General features: G+C 51.2%; 13 protein-coding genes and 1 pseudogene. 12 read left to right on the forward strand and 2 right to left on the reverse strand.

Annotation, left to right across the window (positions count from 1 at the left end):
• Nucleotide 1: 1 nt before the first annotated feature.
• From DES37_RS04195 to DES37_RS04250, 11 genes and pseudogenes are all read left to right on the forward strand, one after another.
• Entirely contained in the window at nt 2-4,567 is a 4,566-nt protein-coding gene (locus tag DES37_RS04195) for an RHS repeat-associated core domain-containing protein (protein ID WP_110024956.1), read from the forward strand.
• 2 nt (nt 4,568-4,569) lie between these two features.
• The gene (locus DES37_RS04200; protein ID WP_146211488.1) at nt 4,570-4,986 is read left to right on the forward strand and encodes a hypothetical protein; all 417 of its coding nucleotides are present in this window, start codon (nt 4,570-4,572) and stop codon (nt 4,984-4,986) included.
• 641 nt (nt 4,987-5,627) lie between these two features.
• A pseudogene (locus DES37_RS04210) lies at nt 5,628-6,324 on the forward strand (RHS repeat-associated core domain-containing protein); the annotation flags it as partial.
• 9 nt (nt 6,325-6,333) lie between these two features.
• On the forward strand, nt 6,334-6,636 hold the full coding sequence (locus DES37_RS04215; RefSeq protein WP_110024959.1) for a hypothetical protein: 303 nt from the start codon (nt 6,334-6,336) through the stop codon (nt 6,634-6,636).
• 484 nt (nt 6,637-7,120) lie between these two features.
• Nucleotides 7,121-8,116, forward strand: a complete 996-nt coding sequence (locus DES37_RS04220; RefSeq protein WP_245929979.1) for an alpha/beta hydrolase — start codon at nt 7,121-7,123, stop codon at nt 8,114-8,116.
• Nucleotides 8,117-8,349: 233 nt separating this feature from the next.
• Nucleotides 8,350-9,156 (forward strand): IclR family transcriptional regulator, encoded by an 807-nt coding sequence (locus tag DES37_RS04225; RefSeq protein WP_051691460.1) that lies wholly within the window; start codon nt 8,350-8,352, stop codon nt 9,154-9,156.
• On the forward strand, nt 9,140-10,048 hold the full coding sequence (gene dapA, locus DES37_RS04230; protein WP_036112377.1) for a 4-hydroxy-tetrahydrodipicolinate synthase: 909 nt from the start codon (nt 9,140-9,142) through the stop codon (nt 10,046-10,048). The genes DES37_RS04225 and dapA overlap by 17 nt, the downstream gene beginning before the upstream one ends.
• A gap of 9 nt (nt 10,049-10,057) precedes the next feature.
• Nucleotides 10,058-12,019 (forward strand): YjhG/YagF family D-xylonate dehydratase, encoded by a 1,962-nt coding sequence (locus DES37_RS04235; RefSeq protein ID WP_110024960.1) that lies wholly within the window; start codon nt 10,058-10,060, stop codon nt 12,017-12,019.
• 50 nt (nt 12,020-12,069) lie between these two features.
• Nucleotides 12,070-13,419 (forward strand): GntP family permease, encoded by a 1,350-nt coding sequence (locus tag DES37_RS04240; protein ID WP_110024961.1) that lies wholly within the window; start codon nt 12,070-12,072, stop codon nt 13,417-13,419.
• A gap of 106 nt (nt 13,420-13,525) precedes the next feature.
• Entirely contained in the window at nt 13,526-14,641 is a 1,116-nt protein-coding gene (locus tag DES37_RS04245; protein ID WP_110024962.1) for a zinc-dependent alcohol dehydrogenase, read from the forward strand.
• A gap of 164 nt (nt 14,642-14,805) precedes the next feature.
• A complete protein-coding gene (locus DES37_RS04250; RefSeq protein ID WP_110024963.1) occupies nt 14,806-15,843 on the forward strand; it encodes a hypothetical protein in 1,038 nt (345 codons plus the stop codon).
• Between the two features lie 53 nt (nt 15,844-15,896).
• Here DES37_RS04250 and DES37_RS04255 read toward each other — a convergent pair whose 3' ends face one another.
• Both DES37_RS04255 and DES37_RS04260 read right to left on the reverse strand, forming a co-directional pair.
• A complete protein-coding gene (locus tag DES37_RS04255) occupies nt 15,897-16,700 on the reverse strand; it encodes a DeoR/GlpR family DNA-binding transcription regulator (protein ID WP_110024964.1) in 804 nt (267 codons plus the stop codon).
• 33 nt (nt 16,701-16,733) lie between these two features.
• Nucleotides 16,734-17,630: a sugar kinase gene (locus DES37_RS04260; protein WP_110024965.1), complete on the reverse strand. Its 897-nt coding sequence runs from the start codon at nt 17,628-17,630 to the stop codon at nt 16,734-16,736.
• 166 nt (nt 17,631-17,796) lie between these two features.
• Here DES37_RS04260 and yihU point away from each other — a divergent pair, with 166 nt between their 5' ends.
• Nucleotides 17,797-18,693, forward strand: coding sequence for a sulfolactaldehyde 3-reductase (gene yihU / locus DES37_RS04265; RefSeq protein ID WP_110024966.1), 897 nt, complete (start codon nt 17,797-17,799; stop codon nt 18,691-18,693).
• Nucleotides 18,694-18,715 lie beyond the last annotated feature (22 nt).

The raw sequence follows: 18,715 nt of genomic DNA on the forward strand, positions 1-18,715 counted from the left end.
GGTGACGGATTACCTTGCGGCCCGTATGAATGACCCACTGAGGCACAGCTCCGCTATCGCGGACTTTGTCAGTGGTCTTGTGGAAGGCGCTGTTGTTGCCGGGGCGATCGCTCTTGCAGCAACGGGCATTGGCGGCATTCTTGTCGCCGTTGCCGTTGGCGCGTTGATGGTCAGCGGTAAATTAACCGAGATAAGCAATGCGGCCGGTGACTTCGTTGGCGGCCTTTTCCCCCGCGGGTCGCCTGATGCTTTTATTGCCTCTGGTTCCCATAATGTACAGATCATGAAGCAAAAGGCAGCCCGTGCCGCCGGAACCGTTAACCGGGCCTGGTTAGAGTCTGGCGCCGCCGAGGAAGGCACAGACTGGCTGGGGCTTGGGCTGGGCCTGCTGGTGGGTGTGGCAAACACCGCGCGTATCGTAATGAACCCGATGGGTGCCCTGGTAGACACAGTGCGCAAAGAAGGCGTTGATGGCCTGCTTGAGGATGCCAAATCTTTCAGTTACAACGTTTGGGAAAGCCTGGCGCAACCGGTGGTGGAAAGTGCCAGCCCTTATGCGACAGCAATGCCAGAAGACAGAGTGAACTGCACCAAAGGTCACGCCATCACCACCAGTAATTTTATTGCCCAGGGCTCCAAAAAGGTTCTCATCAACAACCAGCCTGCTGCGCGCAATGGTGATAAAAGCACGTGTGAAGCCGTTATTGAACTGGCCGCAAACCCGCGTGTCCGTATTGGCGGGGACACGGTCACCGTGCGTGATATTCACAGCGGTAAAAATATGCTGGCCTATTATGCCGGGGTGATTACTGGCTCGCTTGGCATAGGGCTATTGCGGCAGTTATTAAAAGAAGGGATTAGCTGCCTGATCCTGCGCCAAATGGGAAGAGACTTTGCCTGCCCGCTGATGGGCGCGATGCTTGAAAATATTGGTGGAACAGTTATGAGTGCGGCGGTGGCGACCGCGGTTGTCGGCAGTGCGCAAACCGCGCACCCGGTCAATATTGCCACCGGTGCAAAAGTGCTGGCCGGGGACGAAGAACGGGATTTTGTCCTCCAGGACCGGATCCCGTTGTACTGGCAACGAATTTACCACAGCCGCAATACCGCCACCGGCATGCTGGGCCAGGGCTGGATGCTGCCCTTTGAAACACGGCTGCATCGCCTGGCAAACAATCAATTGATTTATAAGGATATGTCCGGGCGTGAGATGGACATGGGGGAGGTTAACCCTGGCGATGTTATCTTCTTCCAGCAAGATGGCCTGAAGCTGTTTTGCAGCCCGAATGGCGCGATGATCCTGCAAACAGACCAGGGCGAGTTCCAGCTCTATGAGCCGGACCCGACCCGGCCTAATCAGTGGCGTATCCAGTCTATTTATGATCGTCACGAAAACGTCCATTATTTTGACTGGGATAACCAGGGGCGGCTGACCCGGATTTCCAGTGACAACGAAGAGCTGAATGTTGAGCTCGATTATACCGATTTCCCGGACGGGATCCCGGAAGGCCGGCTGGGCGCGGTGTACCAGGTTTATGACGGAACCCGGCATTTGCTGGTGTCCTACCAGTACAACGCCCGTGGGCAATTAACCCATGTCGCCGATGCCGACAGTATTGTGACCCGCCGTTTTGGCTGGGATGATGCCAGCGGTATGCTGGCCTGGCACGCCTATGCGACGGGCCTGACGCTGCACTACCAGTGGCAGGCGAGTACGCTGCCCGGAGCACCCTTCTGGCGAGTCTGTGCCTGGCAGGTGTGCGATGATCAGGGCAACCAACTGGAAAGCTGGCACTTCGACACCGACGAAGCCGCCCGTTACACCCGGCTCTACAATGATAACGGGGTCACCAGCAACCACCACTGGGATACCTTATCCCGAATTACCCGCTATACCGATACCCACGGTGGAGACTGGCGTTTTACCTGGTCTGGCGCCACGGAACAATTGCTGACCCTGACGGAGCCGGAAGGTGGCGTGTGGGAGTTTGCCTGGGATGAACGCGGCAACCAAACGCTGGTGCGAGACCCGCTGGACAGAGCGACGTTAACCACCTGGCACCCCTGGTACAGCTTCCCGGTGAAAGAAGTGCTGCCGGATGGTGCGGTCTGGCAATATGAATACAATGTGGCCGGGGATGTCATCAGCGTTACTGACCCGCAGGAAGGTGTAACCCGGTTTGAATGGAACGAACAGGGCGACTTAATCCGGCGCACTGATGCGCTGGAAAACAGCCACCGCTTCTGGTGGAACTGGCGCGGGCAGCGCGTGCGGGAAGAAGACTGCTCGGGTCACCAGAGCCACTGGGTCTATGATGCCGCCGGGCGGCTGGTTCAGACCACTGATGCGCAGGGCAATGCGGAGCAATACAGCTGGAGCCCGGCATCGCGCCTGGCAGCCTGGCGGCGAGCCGACGGCCGTGAAACCCGGTTTGACTACAATCACGCGGGCCTGCTGTGCGGCCAGAGTGTGGATGGCATGCTGGAAAGCCATGTGGTGCTTAATGCCCGCGGCCAGGTGACGGAAGCGGTGAACCCGGCAGGCCAGGTAACCCGGTTTGACTTCAGCCCGGAAGGGCGTTTGCTGTCGCTGACCAACGGCAACCGTCAACAGTGGCGTTTTGATTACAGCCCGCAAGGGTTGCTGCGCAGTGAGTCTGACTACGCAGGGCGCAGGACAGAGTACCGTTACAATGCCGCCCAACAGGTAGTGACCCAGACCCGCTATCCGGAAGCGGGCAGTACGCTGGCCCCGCAGGTGCTGAATTTTGAGTATGATGGCGTGGGGCGACTGGTGGCGCGTGAAACGGCGCAACACCGCACGGAATACCGTTACAGTGCCCTGGCGACAGAAATCCGGCGTATGCCGTATGCGGCCTGGCGGCAGTCGGTTGTTACCGGGCGCGAGCCGCAGGAGACAGAGCTGCTGGTTTTCCGGCGCAATTTACTGGGTGACCTGGTGAGTGAGGAAAATGCAGACGGCACGTATCTGCACGACCGGGATGCACTGGGAAATCTGCGTGCCACCACATACCCGGATGGCCGCCAGTTACAGTACCTGCGTTACGGCACCGGGCACCTGCTGGAGATGCAGTTGTCGCTGGGCGGGCAGACCCACAGCCTGGTAGGTTACCAGCGTGACAGGCTGCACCGTGAGACGTCGCGCACGGCGGGGCCGTTACAGCTGGAAACGGAATACGATGTGGTGGGCCGGGTGACCCGGCAGCACTGTGCAGACAGTACCCGGTCGCAACTGGTGTATGAGCGGCGTTACCAGTGGGACCGTGCAGACCAGATAATCCGCGAGATGCTGACCGACGGTGCCCCGACTGGCCCGGGCGAGAAGTACCGCCAGAGCCTGTGGGGTTACGACGCGGCAGGCCGCCTGACGCAGAGCCATCAACCGGGCCGTGAAGAGCATTTCTGGTACGACGGTGCGGATAACCGGACGGACGCGACACTGCATCCGGTGTGGAATAACCTGCTGAAGCGCCTGGAGGGTGTGGCAAGGGAATACGACGGTTTCGGGCGGATGGTGACGCGGCACGACACGCGTCGTGGCGTGAAACAAACCTTTACGTACGATGAAGAGCAGCGCATCAGTGCGGTGGAGCTGGAAGGTGACCCGGTGTGGCGCCGTGCGGAATACCGCTACGATGCACTGGGGCGCCGGACAGAGAAACGGCTGTGGAAACGGCACCAGGACAGGGACAAAGACACAGACACATTCACGCTAATTCGTTATGCGTGGAGCGGTCTGCAACTGGTGGGTGAACATGACAACACCCGACCGGGCGCCGCAGTACAGTATGTGTATGAAGAAGGGAGTTACCAGCCACTGGTCCGGGTGGAAAGCCAGGGAAATGCGGTGGCGGGCCTGTACTGGTACCACGGAGGGCTGAACGGCCTGCCGGAGCAGGTGACGGATGAAGAAGGTCGCCGTGTCTGGCGGGGCGTGTTCAGTGCCTGGGGCCGAACAGAGCAGGAAAGCGGAGGGGCGCACTGGCATGTGGCGCAGAACCTGCGGTTCCAGGGCCAGTACCTGGATCGAGAGACGGGGCTGCACTATAATACATTCCGGTATTACGACCCGGCGGGCGCGTGTTATACACAGAAAGACCCGATAGGGTTGGCGGGTGGGATAAACTTATACAGTTATGTGCCGAATCCATTAGGTTGGATCGACCCGCTTGGCTTAAGCACATGTAATTTAGCGAAGCCAGGTGAGGACTTATACGTTGGCACATATAACCAGGTTCGTGGCGCAAATATAAAAAGCGGTCTTAATCCAACACATACTCCGCATCATGCTATTCAGAATGCTGTTAGTCCGACAACGCATGGTCGAGGTATAACGATAAACATGCGTAAAGATCTTCACGAGCTAACTTGGACATATAAAAAACCTTTAGTGAAGGGATTAACAGATAGACAATCTTTGGCAAGAGATATAGTTGATCTGAGGAAAATACTCGGTGATGCCGAATATAGTAAAAATGTTATTAATAGACAGTTGTCTGAGTTAATTAGACAAAATAAAGAGTTATGGAAAAGTTTAGGGCAATGAATATGAATAGAAATGAAGCGTTGTCTTTTTTACGTAACCATCAGCCAATGCCTGATGATTGTGATTTAACACAAGAACTCATTGATAAATATGATGAGGTAAGGAAATTCTTCATTGCTAATCCTGATAAGGAAGTAATATCGCTATTTCTTACATCTTATGGTAATGGTGATGGTTGGGGTGTATATCAACTAGTAGAAGATGTTTTTTATAAATGCCATTTTGATGATGTGGTTTTAGAAATAAAAAAAATATTGGAAAATCCATCTATAGCTGACAGTGTCAGATACTGGGTTACCCAAGTATCAGCGGCATTCTCTGATTCTAAATTAAAAAAAGGCCTGGAGATATCACTAAACTCAGAAAATGAAGATATACGGGATGCTGCCCAGTTATCCCTTGATATGATGGATAATTGATATTAATCTTGGGATATTCTCTCTGGTGCTTTTTTATTTCTAGATTTTTAAAAAATAGCCAAAGAGAATAACCAAGTACATTAATGAACCGTTAGATGAAGATATTCTCTATTCGAATGGTAAGTGACTGGTATGTAAATTTACCAGAGATGCATGAATTAATATTGATGAGGCGGCAACAAAAATAATGAAATATTTTTTTACTCAAAAGGCTGAGTAAGCACAGTCTCTCATCTTCAAATAATATAACTGGGAGTCTGGTGTGAAATTAAAAAGCTCATTAGATGCATTAATTGAGTTAATATCTAATAGCGATGAAATTAAAAAATATTATTAACAGTATGCTGGGTAAAGAAAAAATGGGATTAGATTAGATCTTATCTTCATTGCTATGATTTTCATCTGGATATATATTAATAGAATACTACATTGATGATTGTTATTATCCAAATGTTGACATGACTTTTGATGAGCTTATTAATCTTGTTAAATATTAAAACTATGAACTGGAAAGATTTCCTTTCCAATTTATTTATTTTTAGTGGTTCTTTATTAATTAAAACACCATAGCTTGCTCAATAATCAGCTAATCCTCTTCAATGGTCACGGTTATCACCTGCCCGCCAACTCTTCAAGCCAGCGGCTGTACAGAGCAGGAAAGCGGAGGGGCGCACTGGCATGTGGCGCAGAACCTGCGGTTCCAGGGCCAGTACCTGGATCGTGACCAGTCCGTCGGGAACGGACTGGAACCACGCATAAGCGTGGTCCCGCAGGGCCCGGCACAGGGAAGTGCCGGGTAAAACGGGGCTGCACTATAATACATTCCGGTATTACGATCCGGCGGGCGCGTGTTATACACAGAAAGACCCGATAGGGTTGGCGGGTGGGATAAACTTATACAGTTATGTGCCGAATCCGCTGGCGTGGGTGGATCCGTGGGGGTTGGCTGGTTGTAATATTGTCCATCGAGCGGTGACTCCTGAACAAGCAGATAGTATCCGCGCAGGCAACGGAATATCAAGACCCACTCCATACCATAGAACGACTCCGACTCAACATGTGGCAGGAGCACCGCACTCGCGTGATCCATGGATATCAACAACTAGAAGTCAATCAACAGCAGAATACTTTGCTACTCATGGTGGAACTCAAGCAGCAAATCCAATTGTTAAGATAGATCTGTCTAAAATTCCGAGTGATAAGATTTTAGATGTATCAAACGCTCAAAAGACTGCGGAACACTTGCAAACTCCATTCACCCGAAATGTAGCAGCATCCCACCAAGAGATATTGATCTTTGGAGAAATGCCTTCAGAAGCGATAATTGGATTTTTATAGGAGAAAAATATGTTGAAAGCAATAAAAGAAAAGATCATAAAAAACAGCTTTGTTGATGAAGTTAGAACCAATATGTCATTTAATGAAGATGCTTATAAGGGGTTAATATCGTCTTTGTGTGAATTGTCTATTGAATTGAAAGAAAATGACTTTATTGACAGGGAGTTGGCGCTTTATTTATATACTATTCCACAAATGGTACGAAATGCATATGTGAGTTTTGATGGAAAAGAAAATAAGCCTGAAATCGCATTCAGATTAGAAGATGCTTGGATTGAATTAGATGCATTAGTCATTGACTGTTTAAGCTAATAATAGCTGGAAGCGATCCCAACGATCCTTCCGGCTTTATTTTATCGTTCGCTCCGTGGAACTGTAAGTACACCCATATTAGTTCCACATTTTTTGAGTTTGCCGGATTTTCAGCCATCTGCCGGTACGCAAGCGTCGGCCACAGACCAGTACATCGTACATAAAAATGAAGCAACACAGGCGGCAAGGTGTAAGCCCTTCATGCAGAGTGCTGGTTTGGCGCAACATAAAGCTCTGATTGGAACACATGAGTAATGCTACTTCATCCCCGGCACAACCCCTCCCTCTGAACGAGCCTGCCTGGCGGTATCACCTCTAACGCACACCCCTGTTATTTGCCGACCCGCATCTCTGTACCATGCTCCTTTAGCTGGTAATCCATCATAAACGCCATATTGAAATTAGCAATCATTCGCATTAAATTGTCTCTCTTTTGACGAGCAAGAACTGCTGTCGTCGCCAATAAAAGCGTGGGGCACACTGTATGGCTGGCTGGAAAATGATAAAACCGTACCCGGGAACGAAACTGTTTTCGGCACTGTGGGTGGCTCTGTTGCTCATTCTTCTTCCCGCTGCCAGTGGCTACGCCAGGCCAGATATGCAACCGCTGGGGGAAAACATTGCCGATAAAGGCTCCAGCAGGTATCACTTCAACGTGCAGCAGTTCAATTCGGCAGACGGGCAGCGCCACTATAAAGTGTGGGCTGCCATACCCAACCAGTCGCCGCCACCTGCGGGTTACCCGGTGCTGTATATGCTGGATGGCAATGCGGTGATGGACCGCCTGTCGGAAGCATTTCTCAAGCAACTTTCCGCTAAAAACCCGCCTGTGATTGTGGCCGTTGGCTACCAGACCCGGCTACCGTTTGATTTAACCGCCCGCGCCTGGGATTACACCCCGCCAGAAAGCACGCCTGAACCGGTAAAAGCCAGCGCAACGCGCTTTGGCCGCAAAGGTGGCGGCAGTGCCGAGTTTCGCCACCTGCTGGAAAACGTAATTGCACCAGCCATGGAGAAAGAGGTTCACATCAACCCGGCAGCACGCGGTTTGTGGGGGCACTCTTTTGGCGGGCTGTTTGTTATCGATACTTATCTCACTTCCCGGTTTTTTAGCTATTACTACTCAGCCAGCCCGTCACTGGAGCGGGATAACTTTGCGGTGCTGAAACGCCTGGTAAACCTCACCCCTGGGCAGTTTTGCCACAAGCAACTGGAATATATGGAAGGGACCGGAAGCAAAGCTCCTGCAACAGACAGCAATGCTCCGGTGAATGCTGCTTTAGTAATGAAGCAGGCAGAGCAGGCGATAAACACATTACGTGCGCGCGGGGTTAATGCCAGCGCCAGGCTTTACCCGGGGCTGACTCACGGCCAGGTATTTAATGCCTCTTTCCACAGTGCATTGTTGCAAATGGCACAACAACCCGTCACCACGCCCACCACCACAACCTGTACTAATAGTACCGCTCTGGCCGGTTAAGCCACTAAGGCTGGTGCCCGGGCACCAGCCAGTACCCATCTTCTTGTATCCAACCCCGGCCGCACTCGCTCTGATGGCGGTTTTCTTGCTTTTTCCCAGTATTTTCTTTGTCCGAATCCCTTTTCTTTGGGCTTGCTCACATTACGCCAGGTGGTTGGTTCAGCATGCTGAACTGGCAGTATTTTGCTGCAATTGATGCCGATAGACTCACTTTCAACCAGAAGGAGCCACCAATGAGCAGGACCGGGTGTACATCATTAATCCGTGCAGAAAAAATTCTGACCTACATAGCCTATATCGGTGCTGTGGGGTTTATGGAATTGCTCCGGGAGTTTCAGTACCCAAAAAGCAGCCTGCTGAATTTACTGAATACTATGGTGGAGTGCGGGTTTCTGGTTAAAAACAGCCAGGGGCAATACACCCTGGGAATTAAAAATTATGAGCTGGGGTGCCAGGCGTTGCACAGAAAAAATATTTTCGAAGTGACCAAACGGCCCATGCAGGCGTTATCGGCACAAAGCGGGCTCATTTGCCATCTGGGAACGATTGAGAATGGCTACGCAATCTATTTAGATAAAGTGGAAACCCCAGGCACGGCACCCACCCGTAAAAGCTGGATTGGCAAAAAACTGGAGTTACATGTTACTGCGCTGGGTAAGGCCTTGCTGGCATGGAAATCCACAGAAGAAATTGACTACTTTATGGGAACGCTGGCGCTGGCAAAATATACCGAAAACACGATTACTGATAAGAAAGCATTTATTAGCGAACTGCAGAAAACGCGCTCCCGTGGCTGGGCAATAGATAACGAAGAATCTGCATATGGCGCAGTTTGTTTGAGTATGCCGATATTTGATTTGTACCACCGGGTAAACTACGTGATTTCGTTATCCGGTAATCCATTTATTTTCTCAGGAAAGAAAAAAGAACATTACTTATCACTGTTGAAGCAATGTTCAGAACAGATATCTGAAGGGCTTGGTTTTAAAAAACAACCGCGTTTTAGTAATAAGGGAAGTGTTTATGATTACAAAGTTTAAAGGCATTATACCTCCGGTTTCTACCACCTTTGATGCTGAAGGCAATATCGACCATGAGGCAATTAAACAGGTGGCGGATTTTCTGATAACCCGTGGTGTGGATGGCCTGTTTTACCTCGGCACTGGAGGCGAGTTCAGCCAAATGAGCACCGGGCAGCGGATGGCATTTGCTCAGGCTGCAGTGAGTGCGGTAGACCGGCGGGTGCCCGTGTTAATTGGCGTGGGTTCAACATCAATGGAAGAAGCCATCGCTCTGGCTCAGCATGCAGAAAAAATCGGGGCTGACGGGGTGGTTGCTATCAACCCGTTCTACTGGAAAGTGGCACAACGAAATATTGAGTTGTACTACAGTGCAATTGCCCGCAGTGTTTCTTTACCGGTTATTATCTATAACTTCCCGGATTTAACCGGGCAGGATATGTCGCCGCAAATCGTCAAAAAACTGGTGTTGCAAAACAGCAATATTGTTGGCATTAAAGATACCATCGACAGCGTTGGCCACTTGCGCAGCATGATTAATACTGTAAAAGAAGTTCGTCCCGATTTTTCTGTATTCTGCGGTTATGATGACCACTTATTTAATACCTTGCTATTAGGTGGCGATGGGGCAATTTCCGCCAGTGCAAATTTCGCACCCGAATTATCTGTAGGTATTTATGATGCATTTTGCAAAGGCGAGTATGCCCAGGCCGTTACGCTGAATAAAAAACTCATGCAATTACCTGGCCTGTATTCACTGGAAACACCGTTTATTTCATTAATTAAATATGCAATGCAGTGTGTGGGCCTGCCAGTCAACACCTGGTGCCGCCCGCCGGTAATGGAAGCAACGGAAACAGCAAAACAGCAAGTGCGTGAATTACTGGCGGCTCAGGGGCTGTTAAAACAATAAGGTGGCTGTATGTTATTTACCGAACTGTATCCTCAAAATAATGCGATTTACCAGGTAAGAACACATGCTAAAGGCCCTGAGGGGGAATTACCGCTCACTGCCGACATGCTTATTAACCGCCCGAGTGGTGATATTTTTGGTATGACCATGAACGCCGGGATGGGTTGGGCTCCACAAGAACTGGACCAGGATAGTGTGTTGTTACTCAGCACGCTGGGTGGGCTGCGTGAGCCTCAGGGTAAACCGGCTGCGTTGGCATTGCACCAGGGGCACTACGAGCTGGACATTCAACTCCGGGCCGCAGCGCAGGAACTTAAAAGCCAGCATGCATTACCTTATGCCGTCTATGTTTCTGACCCGTGCGACGGGCGGACTCAGGGCACAACAGGTATGTTTGATTCACTACCATACCGCAATGACGCATCAATGGTGATGCGCCGGTTAATTCGCTCTTTGCCCAATGCAAAAGCCATTATCGGGGTTGCTTCCTGCGATAAGGGGTTGCCGGCAACCATGATGGCGCTGGCTTCGCAGCATAATAAAGCCACGGTACTGGTGCCGGGGGGCGCAACGCTGCCTGCGTTGAATGGCGAAGATAACGGAAAAGTGCAAACTATTGGCACCCGGTTTGCCAATGGTGAACTGACCCTGCAAAGTGCCCGCCGCCTGGGGTGTTCTGCCTGTGCGTCTTCTGGTGGTGGTTGCCAGTTTTTGGGTACCGCAGGTACTTCGCAGGTGGTGGCCGAAGGGTTGGGGCTGGCCCTGCCTCATTCGGCACTGGCACCTTCGGGGGAACCCGTATGGTCAGAAATTGCCCGGGCCTCGGCTGCTGCTGCGCTGAACCTGATACGCCTGGGTATTACCACTAAAGATATCCTGACGGATAAAGCAATTGAAAATGCCATGATGGTTCATGCGGCGTTTGGCGGTTCGACCAATCTGCTACTGCACATTCCGGCGATTGCCCACCAGGCCGGTTGCCGAATTCCGGATGTGGATGACTGGATCCGTATTAACCGCCAGGTGCCACGGCTGGTTAGTGTGTTACCCAATGGGCCAGTTTATCACCCCACTGTGCGCGCATTTATGGCGGGTGGTGCGCCGGAAGTTATGCTCTATTTGCGGGAACTGGGCTTACTCCATGAAGATGTCATGACAGTAACCGGCCATACGCTGAAAGAGAACCTTGACTGGTGGGAACATTCAGAGCGGCGCAGTAAATTCAAAGCGCTTCTGCGTGAGCAGGAACAGGTCGAGCCGGATGACGTCATTATGTCGCCAGAGCAGGCACGCCTGCGTGGGTTAACATCCACCATCACATTCCCGGTAGGGAATATTGCGCCAGAAGGCTCTGTGATTAAATCAACCGCCATTGATGCCAGCGTGATTGATGAAAACGGCCTGTATTACCATAAAGGCGCGGTAAAAGTGTACCTCAGCGAAAAAGCCGCAGTTTATGACATCAAGCATGAGCAGGTTAAAGCAGGCGATATTCTGGTTATTATTGGTACCGGGCCATCCGGCACGGGCATGGAAGAAACCTACCAGGTGACCAGTGCGCTGAAACACCTTTCCTATGGCAAACAAGTCTCACTGATTACCGATGCCCGTTTCTCCGGAGTTTCTACGGGTGCCTGCATTGGGCATGTTGGCCCTGAAGCACTGGCTGGCGGGCCGGTAGGCAAGCTGCGCACTGGTGATATTGTGGAAATAAAGATTGATTGCCGCAATTTACTGGGAGAAGTGAATTTCCTTGGGGAAAGTGCGCAGAAATTGTGCGCCACGCCTGAAGAAGCCGCCGGTGTGCTGAATGCGCGCCCGGCTCACCCCGGATTAGGGCCAGACCCGGAATTACCGGATGACACGCGTTTGTGGGCCGCACTACAGGCTGTCAGTGGCGGAACATGGCGTGGGTGTGTTTATGACGTTGATAAAATCACCACAGCATTAAAAGAATATATGAATAAATAAATAATAGTGGCCTCTGGCCACTAACATCTTACCTGACATGTGAGGATATTATGCCACTGTTAATCATAGCAGTAGGTATTGCTGTACTACTATTGCTGACAATTAAAGTTAAATTAAATACGTTTATCTCATTAATACTGGTTTCTATTGGTGTCGCAATTGCCAGTGGTATGGGGTTGAATAAAGTTGTGTCCACTATTGAATCCGGGCTTGGAGGTACTCTGGGGCATATTGGTCTTATTTTTGGCTTTGGTGTTATGCTGGGGCGGTTATTAGCCGATGCCGGTGGCGCACAACGTATTGCATTAACCTTATTAAATTATTTTGGTGCCAAAAGGCTCGACTGGGCAGTGGTTTGCTCTGCATTTATAGTGGGCATTGCATTATTTTTCGAAGTCGGCCTGATTCTGCTGGTGCCAATTCTGTTTGCCATCGCCAGGGAAGCCAAAATTTCGCCAATGACTATGTGTGTACCCATGCTGGCAGGGTTATTAATTGCCCATGGTTTTCTGCCGCCACACCCAGGCCCAACAGTGATTGCCCGTGAATACGGTGCAGATGTAGGCAAAGTGCTGCTGTATGGCATTGCTGTGGGTGTCCCTTCGCTTATTTTGTGCGGCCCGTTAATGAATAAAGTGTGCAGGCAACTGATCCCACAAGCGTTCAGCAAAGAAGGCAACCTGGCTTCACTGGGTGCCACGCATCACTTCACAGAAGAAGAAATGCCGGGCTTTGGCATCAGCTTTTTCACCGCCATGCTGCCGGTTATTTTAATGGCGGTGGTGACGGTAATTGAAATGATGCACCTGAAAGCATCGGGCGATGCCGGTATTTTCTACAATGTTGTGCTGTTTTTCGGTAACTCGACTATCGCCATGCTGGTTTCTTTACTGGTTGCCATTTACACCATGGGGCTGAGCCGGGGCAAAAATATCAACCAACTGATGGGCTCATGTGGCCAGGCGGTTGCCGGTATTGCCGGGTTGTTGCTGATTATTGGCGGCGGTGGGGCATTTAAACAGGTGCTGATTGATTCCGGCGTGGGCACTTATATTTCAACCCTGGTTTCTGGTGTGAATATTAACCCCATTATTATGGCGTGGTGTGTGGCAGCATTTTTGCGTATTTGCCTGGGATCCGCCACCGTTGCCGCTATCTCAACTTCTGGTCTGGTGATCCCGTTACTGGCAAGCTACAGCCACGCCAATTTAGCACTCATTACGCTGGCAACCGGTGCGGGTTCTTGTATTTGTTCGCATGTGAATGATGCCAGTTTCTGGATGATTAAAGATTTCTTCGGCCTGACAACCAAAGAAACATTATTATCCTGGACACTTATGTCTACATTGGTGTCAATATCTGGCCTGGTGTTTATTTTAATGCTGAATATGGTGCTGTAATTATATTTACCTGTCAGTAAAACAGCGTGGTTTTTTAGCAAAACAGAATTTGTATATTCCTTGCTTTCTGGCAAGGGGTAAATAGCCATTATCTGGAGAACATCTTATGCATACAATTCCGGAATATGCCCGGGCAGCTGTATTAACTGGCCCGCGAGATATTCAAATGCAGTCATTCCCGGTTCCTGAAATTACCGACGATGAAATTCTGGTGAAAGTGGAAGGGTGTGGTATTTGTGGAACCGATGTCCACGAATATAAACATGACCCATTCGGCCTTGCCCCTGTGGTACTCGGCCATGAAGGTACCGGGGAAATTGTTAAACTGGGCAAAAATATCCGCAAGGATTCTGCCGGGCACAATGTTGTGTGTGGTGACCGCATTGTCACCAGCGTGCTGACTTGTGGGGAATGCGCCCCCTGTACTGAGTTGCCTGGCAGGGGGAATTTATGTGAGCAGCTTGGCCTGTATGGTTTATTGCCCGATGACAGCCATTATCGCCTGAATGGCTGGTTTGCCGAGTACCTGGTATTACGCCCGCGCAGTACCTTTTTCGTGGTTAATGACATGAGTTTTGCGCAGCGCTTATTGATTGAACCGGCTGCCGTGGTTGTGCATTCACTGGAGCGCGCCAAATCAACCCAGTTATTGAAGTTTAACAGCCATGTCATTGTGCAGGGATGTGGCCCGATTGGGTTACTGCAAATTGCGGTGTTGCGCACTTATGGTATTGAACACATTATTGCCATGGACGCCAACCCGGCACGGCTGGAATACGCTAAATCACTCGGTGCAGAATACCTGGTGAATATTGCTGATTACCCTGAACTGGCACAGTTAACCGCCAGAGTCCACGAATTAACCCGGGGCGTGGGCGCTGATTTTGGCTTTCAGTGCACCGGCGTGCCCCAGGCCGCGGCGAACTTGTGGAAATTTATCCGGCGCGGCGGCGGGTTGTGTGAAGTGGGCTTTTTTGTGAATAACGGCGAATGCGCCATCAACCCCCATTTCGATATGTGTAATAAAGAAGTGGTTGCCGTTGGGTCATGGGCCTACAGCCTGCAGGACTACCCGGAAACCATGGATTTTATTCGCCGTGCCACGGGTATCGGTTTGCCGATTGAAAAACTGGTCACCCACTGTTTTAAACTGGAGCAACTGGCAGAAGCAATGGAAGTGAATATTCGCCAGGAAGGGATAAAAATCGCTATTGCTTTATAATCCAGTAACTGTATTTACCCACATAAGCCTGCCAGTGTGCAGGCTTTTTATTGCGCAGCACTAGCGGCTGATTCCCCGCCTGCCAATTTATAGGGGAGAACCGAGGTTCAGCTTTATGGTATTTTCTCCCGGCTCAGAATTCCCCAAAGCAAAAGGAGAGGGTGATGACAGATTACTGGTGGAAGGATCTTCTTGACCAGAAAGACCGTTGGCAGGGGCTGGAATTGCAGGTTCGTGAAGGGAGCGGCCCGGCGATGGAGATGCTCAGCGGGCATAACGGCCGCATGGCGTTACAAATCAATGGTCAAACCCTGTTCTGGGCAACCATGCTGAAAGACCACAGCGGTGTCTGGCTGGTGTTTAACGCCGAACACCCCGCGCAGGAATTGTTGTTGCCTGCCATTACTTCTGCCGATGTGGAGCGTGCCAAACGCGCAGGCGAAAGCCAGTGGCTGAGCGGCTGGTGCCGCTATTTTGCCCGGCAGCTTATGGAAGCGCCCACGCCGTTGTTGCCACCACGCCGCTGGTTATTACGCCCAATGGAGGCAGTGAAACCACAGGCACCTTATACGCTCAACCAAACGGTGCCATTCGGGCAATGGCGGTTTACAACACCTGCCAGCAGCGCCAATATTTCTGTGCCCTGGGCGCTGTACAGCGAAGATTTCCCTGACCTGCAAAGCCCGGAGAATGTCCGCTTTGTTGACTGGTGGTGGGGCGGGCACCTGTTGCTGGCGCGCTACCCGGTAGATTTGCACAGTGGCCGCGTGAAATGGTGGCGTAAAAAAAGCCGGGAAGGTGCACTTCCGCCAGTGTTGGTGTGGTTTATTGCCGGCCTGGCTTCCTTTGTTATTCTCGACGGGCATGACCGCCTGCAGGCGGCCATTGTGGAAGGTATTCAGCCACAGTTTCTGGTGCTCAGTGAATTGGGTGAACAGAGCTGGGAACCAAATGAACAGTCCCGCGAGCGGGTGCTGCGCTCACTGGCTATTCAGCAAGAAAAATGCAAAAAAACCGGTGCCAATATTGATGCCATGAACCAGTCACTGCTCAACCTGTACGATACCCGTTACCTGTACGCTCCCACTCACAGCCGCGCCATACTGGGCGATGGCAAGAACTGGGAACGTGAATTAACGGCTTATTTGCAGCGTAACCACCTTGAGCAGCACCTGGCGGCTATTTTGGCGCGTGAAGAGTAATGTGCCCCCCTGGGGCGGCACAATATCAGGCCAGATTAAGTGTGAAGTATTACTTATGTGTCCGGGTTGTCATCCTGATCAGGCGTAACCTGGACAATTTCTATTTGCTGAGCCTGCAGTAAATTTTGCAGTGCCGGTCCGGGCAATTCGTCAGTGAACAGGGCTGTTACCTGAGCGACATTGCCTATTTCCACCGCAGCAGACGCATGGTATTTGGTGTGGTCTGCGGCCAACAGAATTTGCCTGGCGTGCGCCATCATACTTTTCACCACGCTGGCTTCATTTACATCGAATTCCAGCAATGCCCCATCGCTTTCAATCGCACCCACGCTGGTCACCAGGTAATCTGCCCGGAAATCAGCCACAAATGCACTGGCTGAAGGGCCGATAATACCGCTGTTATGAGCGCGTAATGTGCCACCTGGCACCATGACTTCAAAGCGTGGGTTGTTATACAGAATATGCGCGACACGCAGGCTGTTGGTGATAATACGCAGGTGGTTGTGGTTTAACAGTGCGCGGGCAACCTGCTCAACCGTAGTGCCAATGGTGATAAATATGGTAGACCCGTCAGGAATATAATCAGCCACCGCTTGCGCGATGGCTTTTTTTTCTTCTGTCCAGGAGACTTCGCGTTGCTCAAAAGCAGTATTTACCACACTGGACGCTCTGCCTGCACCGCCGTGATGGCGGGTTAGCAGCCCTTGCTCACTGAGTTTACGAATATCACGGCGCACGGTTTGCGTGGAAACATCCAGCAAGCCTGCCAGCTCGTCAATATTCATATAACCCCGTTCACCAATCAGCATCAGCAACTGATCGTGTCGCGGGTTACCGGTCAGTTCAGTAAGACTCATGAAATGTCCTCGAAAAACCATAGTTCTGTCATTTTATACAGCAAGTGACAAAAAAGAACATGTTTGATCATAATCCGGAATACCCGCACGCCCTCCTGGCCGGGTGCATTTTAGTGCTGCCACGCCACTGGCAAAGCGCACTGCCTCTGGTTGCGCGAGCCCGGATGCCAGGCTGAATGCCAGAGCACCATGAAATACATCACCAGCACCTGTGGTATCAACCACATCTACCGAAAAACCAGACTGCTTCTGTAACTGGTTATCAGCAAGCCATTCGCAGCCCTGCGCCCCGCGGGTGACATAAACATGTCCGCTTGTGAGCATTTGTGATTTTTTGAGTGCCAGGTGGGTGTCCGTAATGCCTGTAAGTTTCGCCAGACCTGGTTCAGAAAATACCGCATGGTCGCTCAGCGTGACGAGCTCACTGATATCCTGCGGTGTGGTGTCGCCATCCAGCAGTGTCATAACACCTGCCTGGCGCGCCAGAGTGAAAGCGTGTTTAGCGCCTTCATGCCAGCGAACATCTGCCAGCACAAGATCCCATTGGGAAAAATCTATCTCCCTGAGCCAGGTGGCATCTGGCAGCAGATCCGGGCTGGGATAGTTGACAATAATCCGCTCACCCTGAGCATCCACCAGAATTGCTGATTGCGAGGACTTTGCTGCGCTGTAACGCCGGGTATAGCGGGTGTTGATGCAAAAAGATTCGAGCTCCGCCAGCAGGCTTTTCCCGGTGTCATCATCACCCGTGCGGCCAATAAAATCGACCTGAGCCCCCAGTTTTGCCGCAGCTACTGCGGCAGTCGCTGCCGGGCCACCGCCCACTTCGGTGTAGTGCTTCGCTACATATTTACCGCCTTCAGTTGGTAAACCTGCCACGTAATAAATCCGGTCCATCACGGTGATACCTACACAAGCAATGCGAATCATGGTCATTCCTTAGCTGTTTTCAGATACGAACATTTTAATTTCACGAAATGTTTAAAAAGTGATGACTGTCAATTTTTTGACCAAAAATTACAAATAAGATCACAAACAGACAGAAATGACCAATCATGAATGACAAAAAGTGACAGAAATGTCTTGGGAGAGTGTTATGGCGGTTATCGCATTTATTGGACTCGGGCAAATGGGGTCGCCCATGGCGGGCAACCTGTTAAAGCAAGGGCACAAGCTCCATGTGTTTGACATCAACCAGGGAGCCATTGCGCGCCTGGTGGAAAAAGGTGCGCAGGCCGCTACCAGCCCTGCGGCGGCAACGGAAGGAGCCGAATTTGTCATCACCATGCTGCCAAACGGTGACCTGGTTCGTAGCGTGTTGTTTGGTGAACAAGGCGTGTGCCAGAGCCTGTCTCCACAAGCCCTGGTGATTGATATGTCCACCATTCACCCACTGCAAACCGACCAGCTGATTGCTGCCATGAGCGAAAAGGGTTTCAGCATGATGGATGTGCCGGTGGGGCGCACTTCAGACCACGCCGTGGCTGGGACTTTACTGCTACTGGCCGGTGGTACATCAGCACAAATTGAACGCGCCACGCCGGTATTAATGGCGATGGGCAACGAGTTAATTCCCGCAGGCGGCCCGGGAATGGGGATCCGCGTAAAACTTATCAACAATTACATGAGCATAGCCCTGAATGCGCTGTCTGCTGAAGCGGCTGTGTTGTGCGAAGCTCTGGGCCTTTCGTTCGATGTGGCACTGAAGGTGATGAACGGCACACCGGCGGGCAAAGGCCATTTCACTACCACCTGGCCGAACAAAGTACTCAAAGGCGATGTTTCTCCCGCTTTTATGATTGACCTGGCACACAAAGATTTAGGCATCGCACTGGATGTAGCCAACCAGTTACACGTCCCGATGCCGCTTGGTGCTGCTTCCCGCGAAGTTTATAACCAGGCGCGTGCTTCCGGGCGCGGCCGTGAGGACTGGACAGCCCTGCTGGAACAGGTACGTAACAGCGCCGGGCTGGCGATGAAACAGAAAATGTAATGGCTTAAATACAGTAAAGGAA

Source organism: Mangrovibacter plantisponsor (assembly GCF_003182475.1).
Taxonomy (GTDB): domain Bacteria; phylum Pseudomonadota; class Gammaproteobacteria; order Enterobacterales; family Enterobacteriaceae; genus Mangrovibacter; species Mangrovibacter plantisponsor.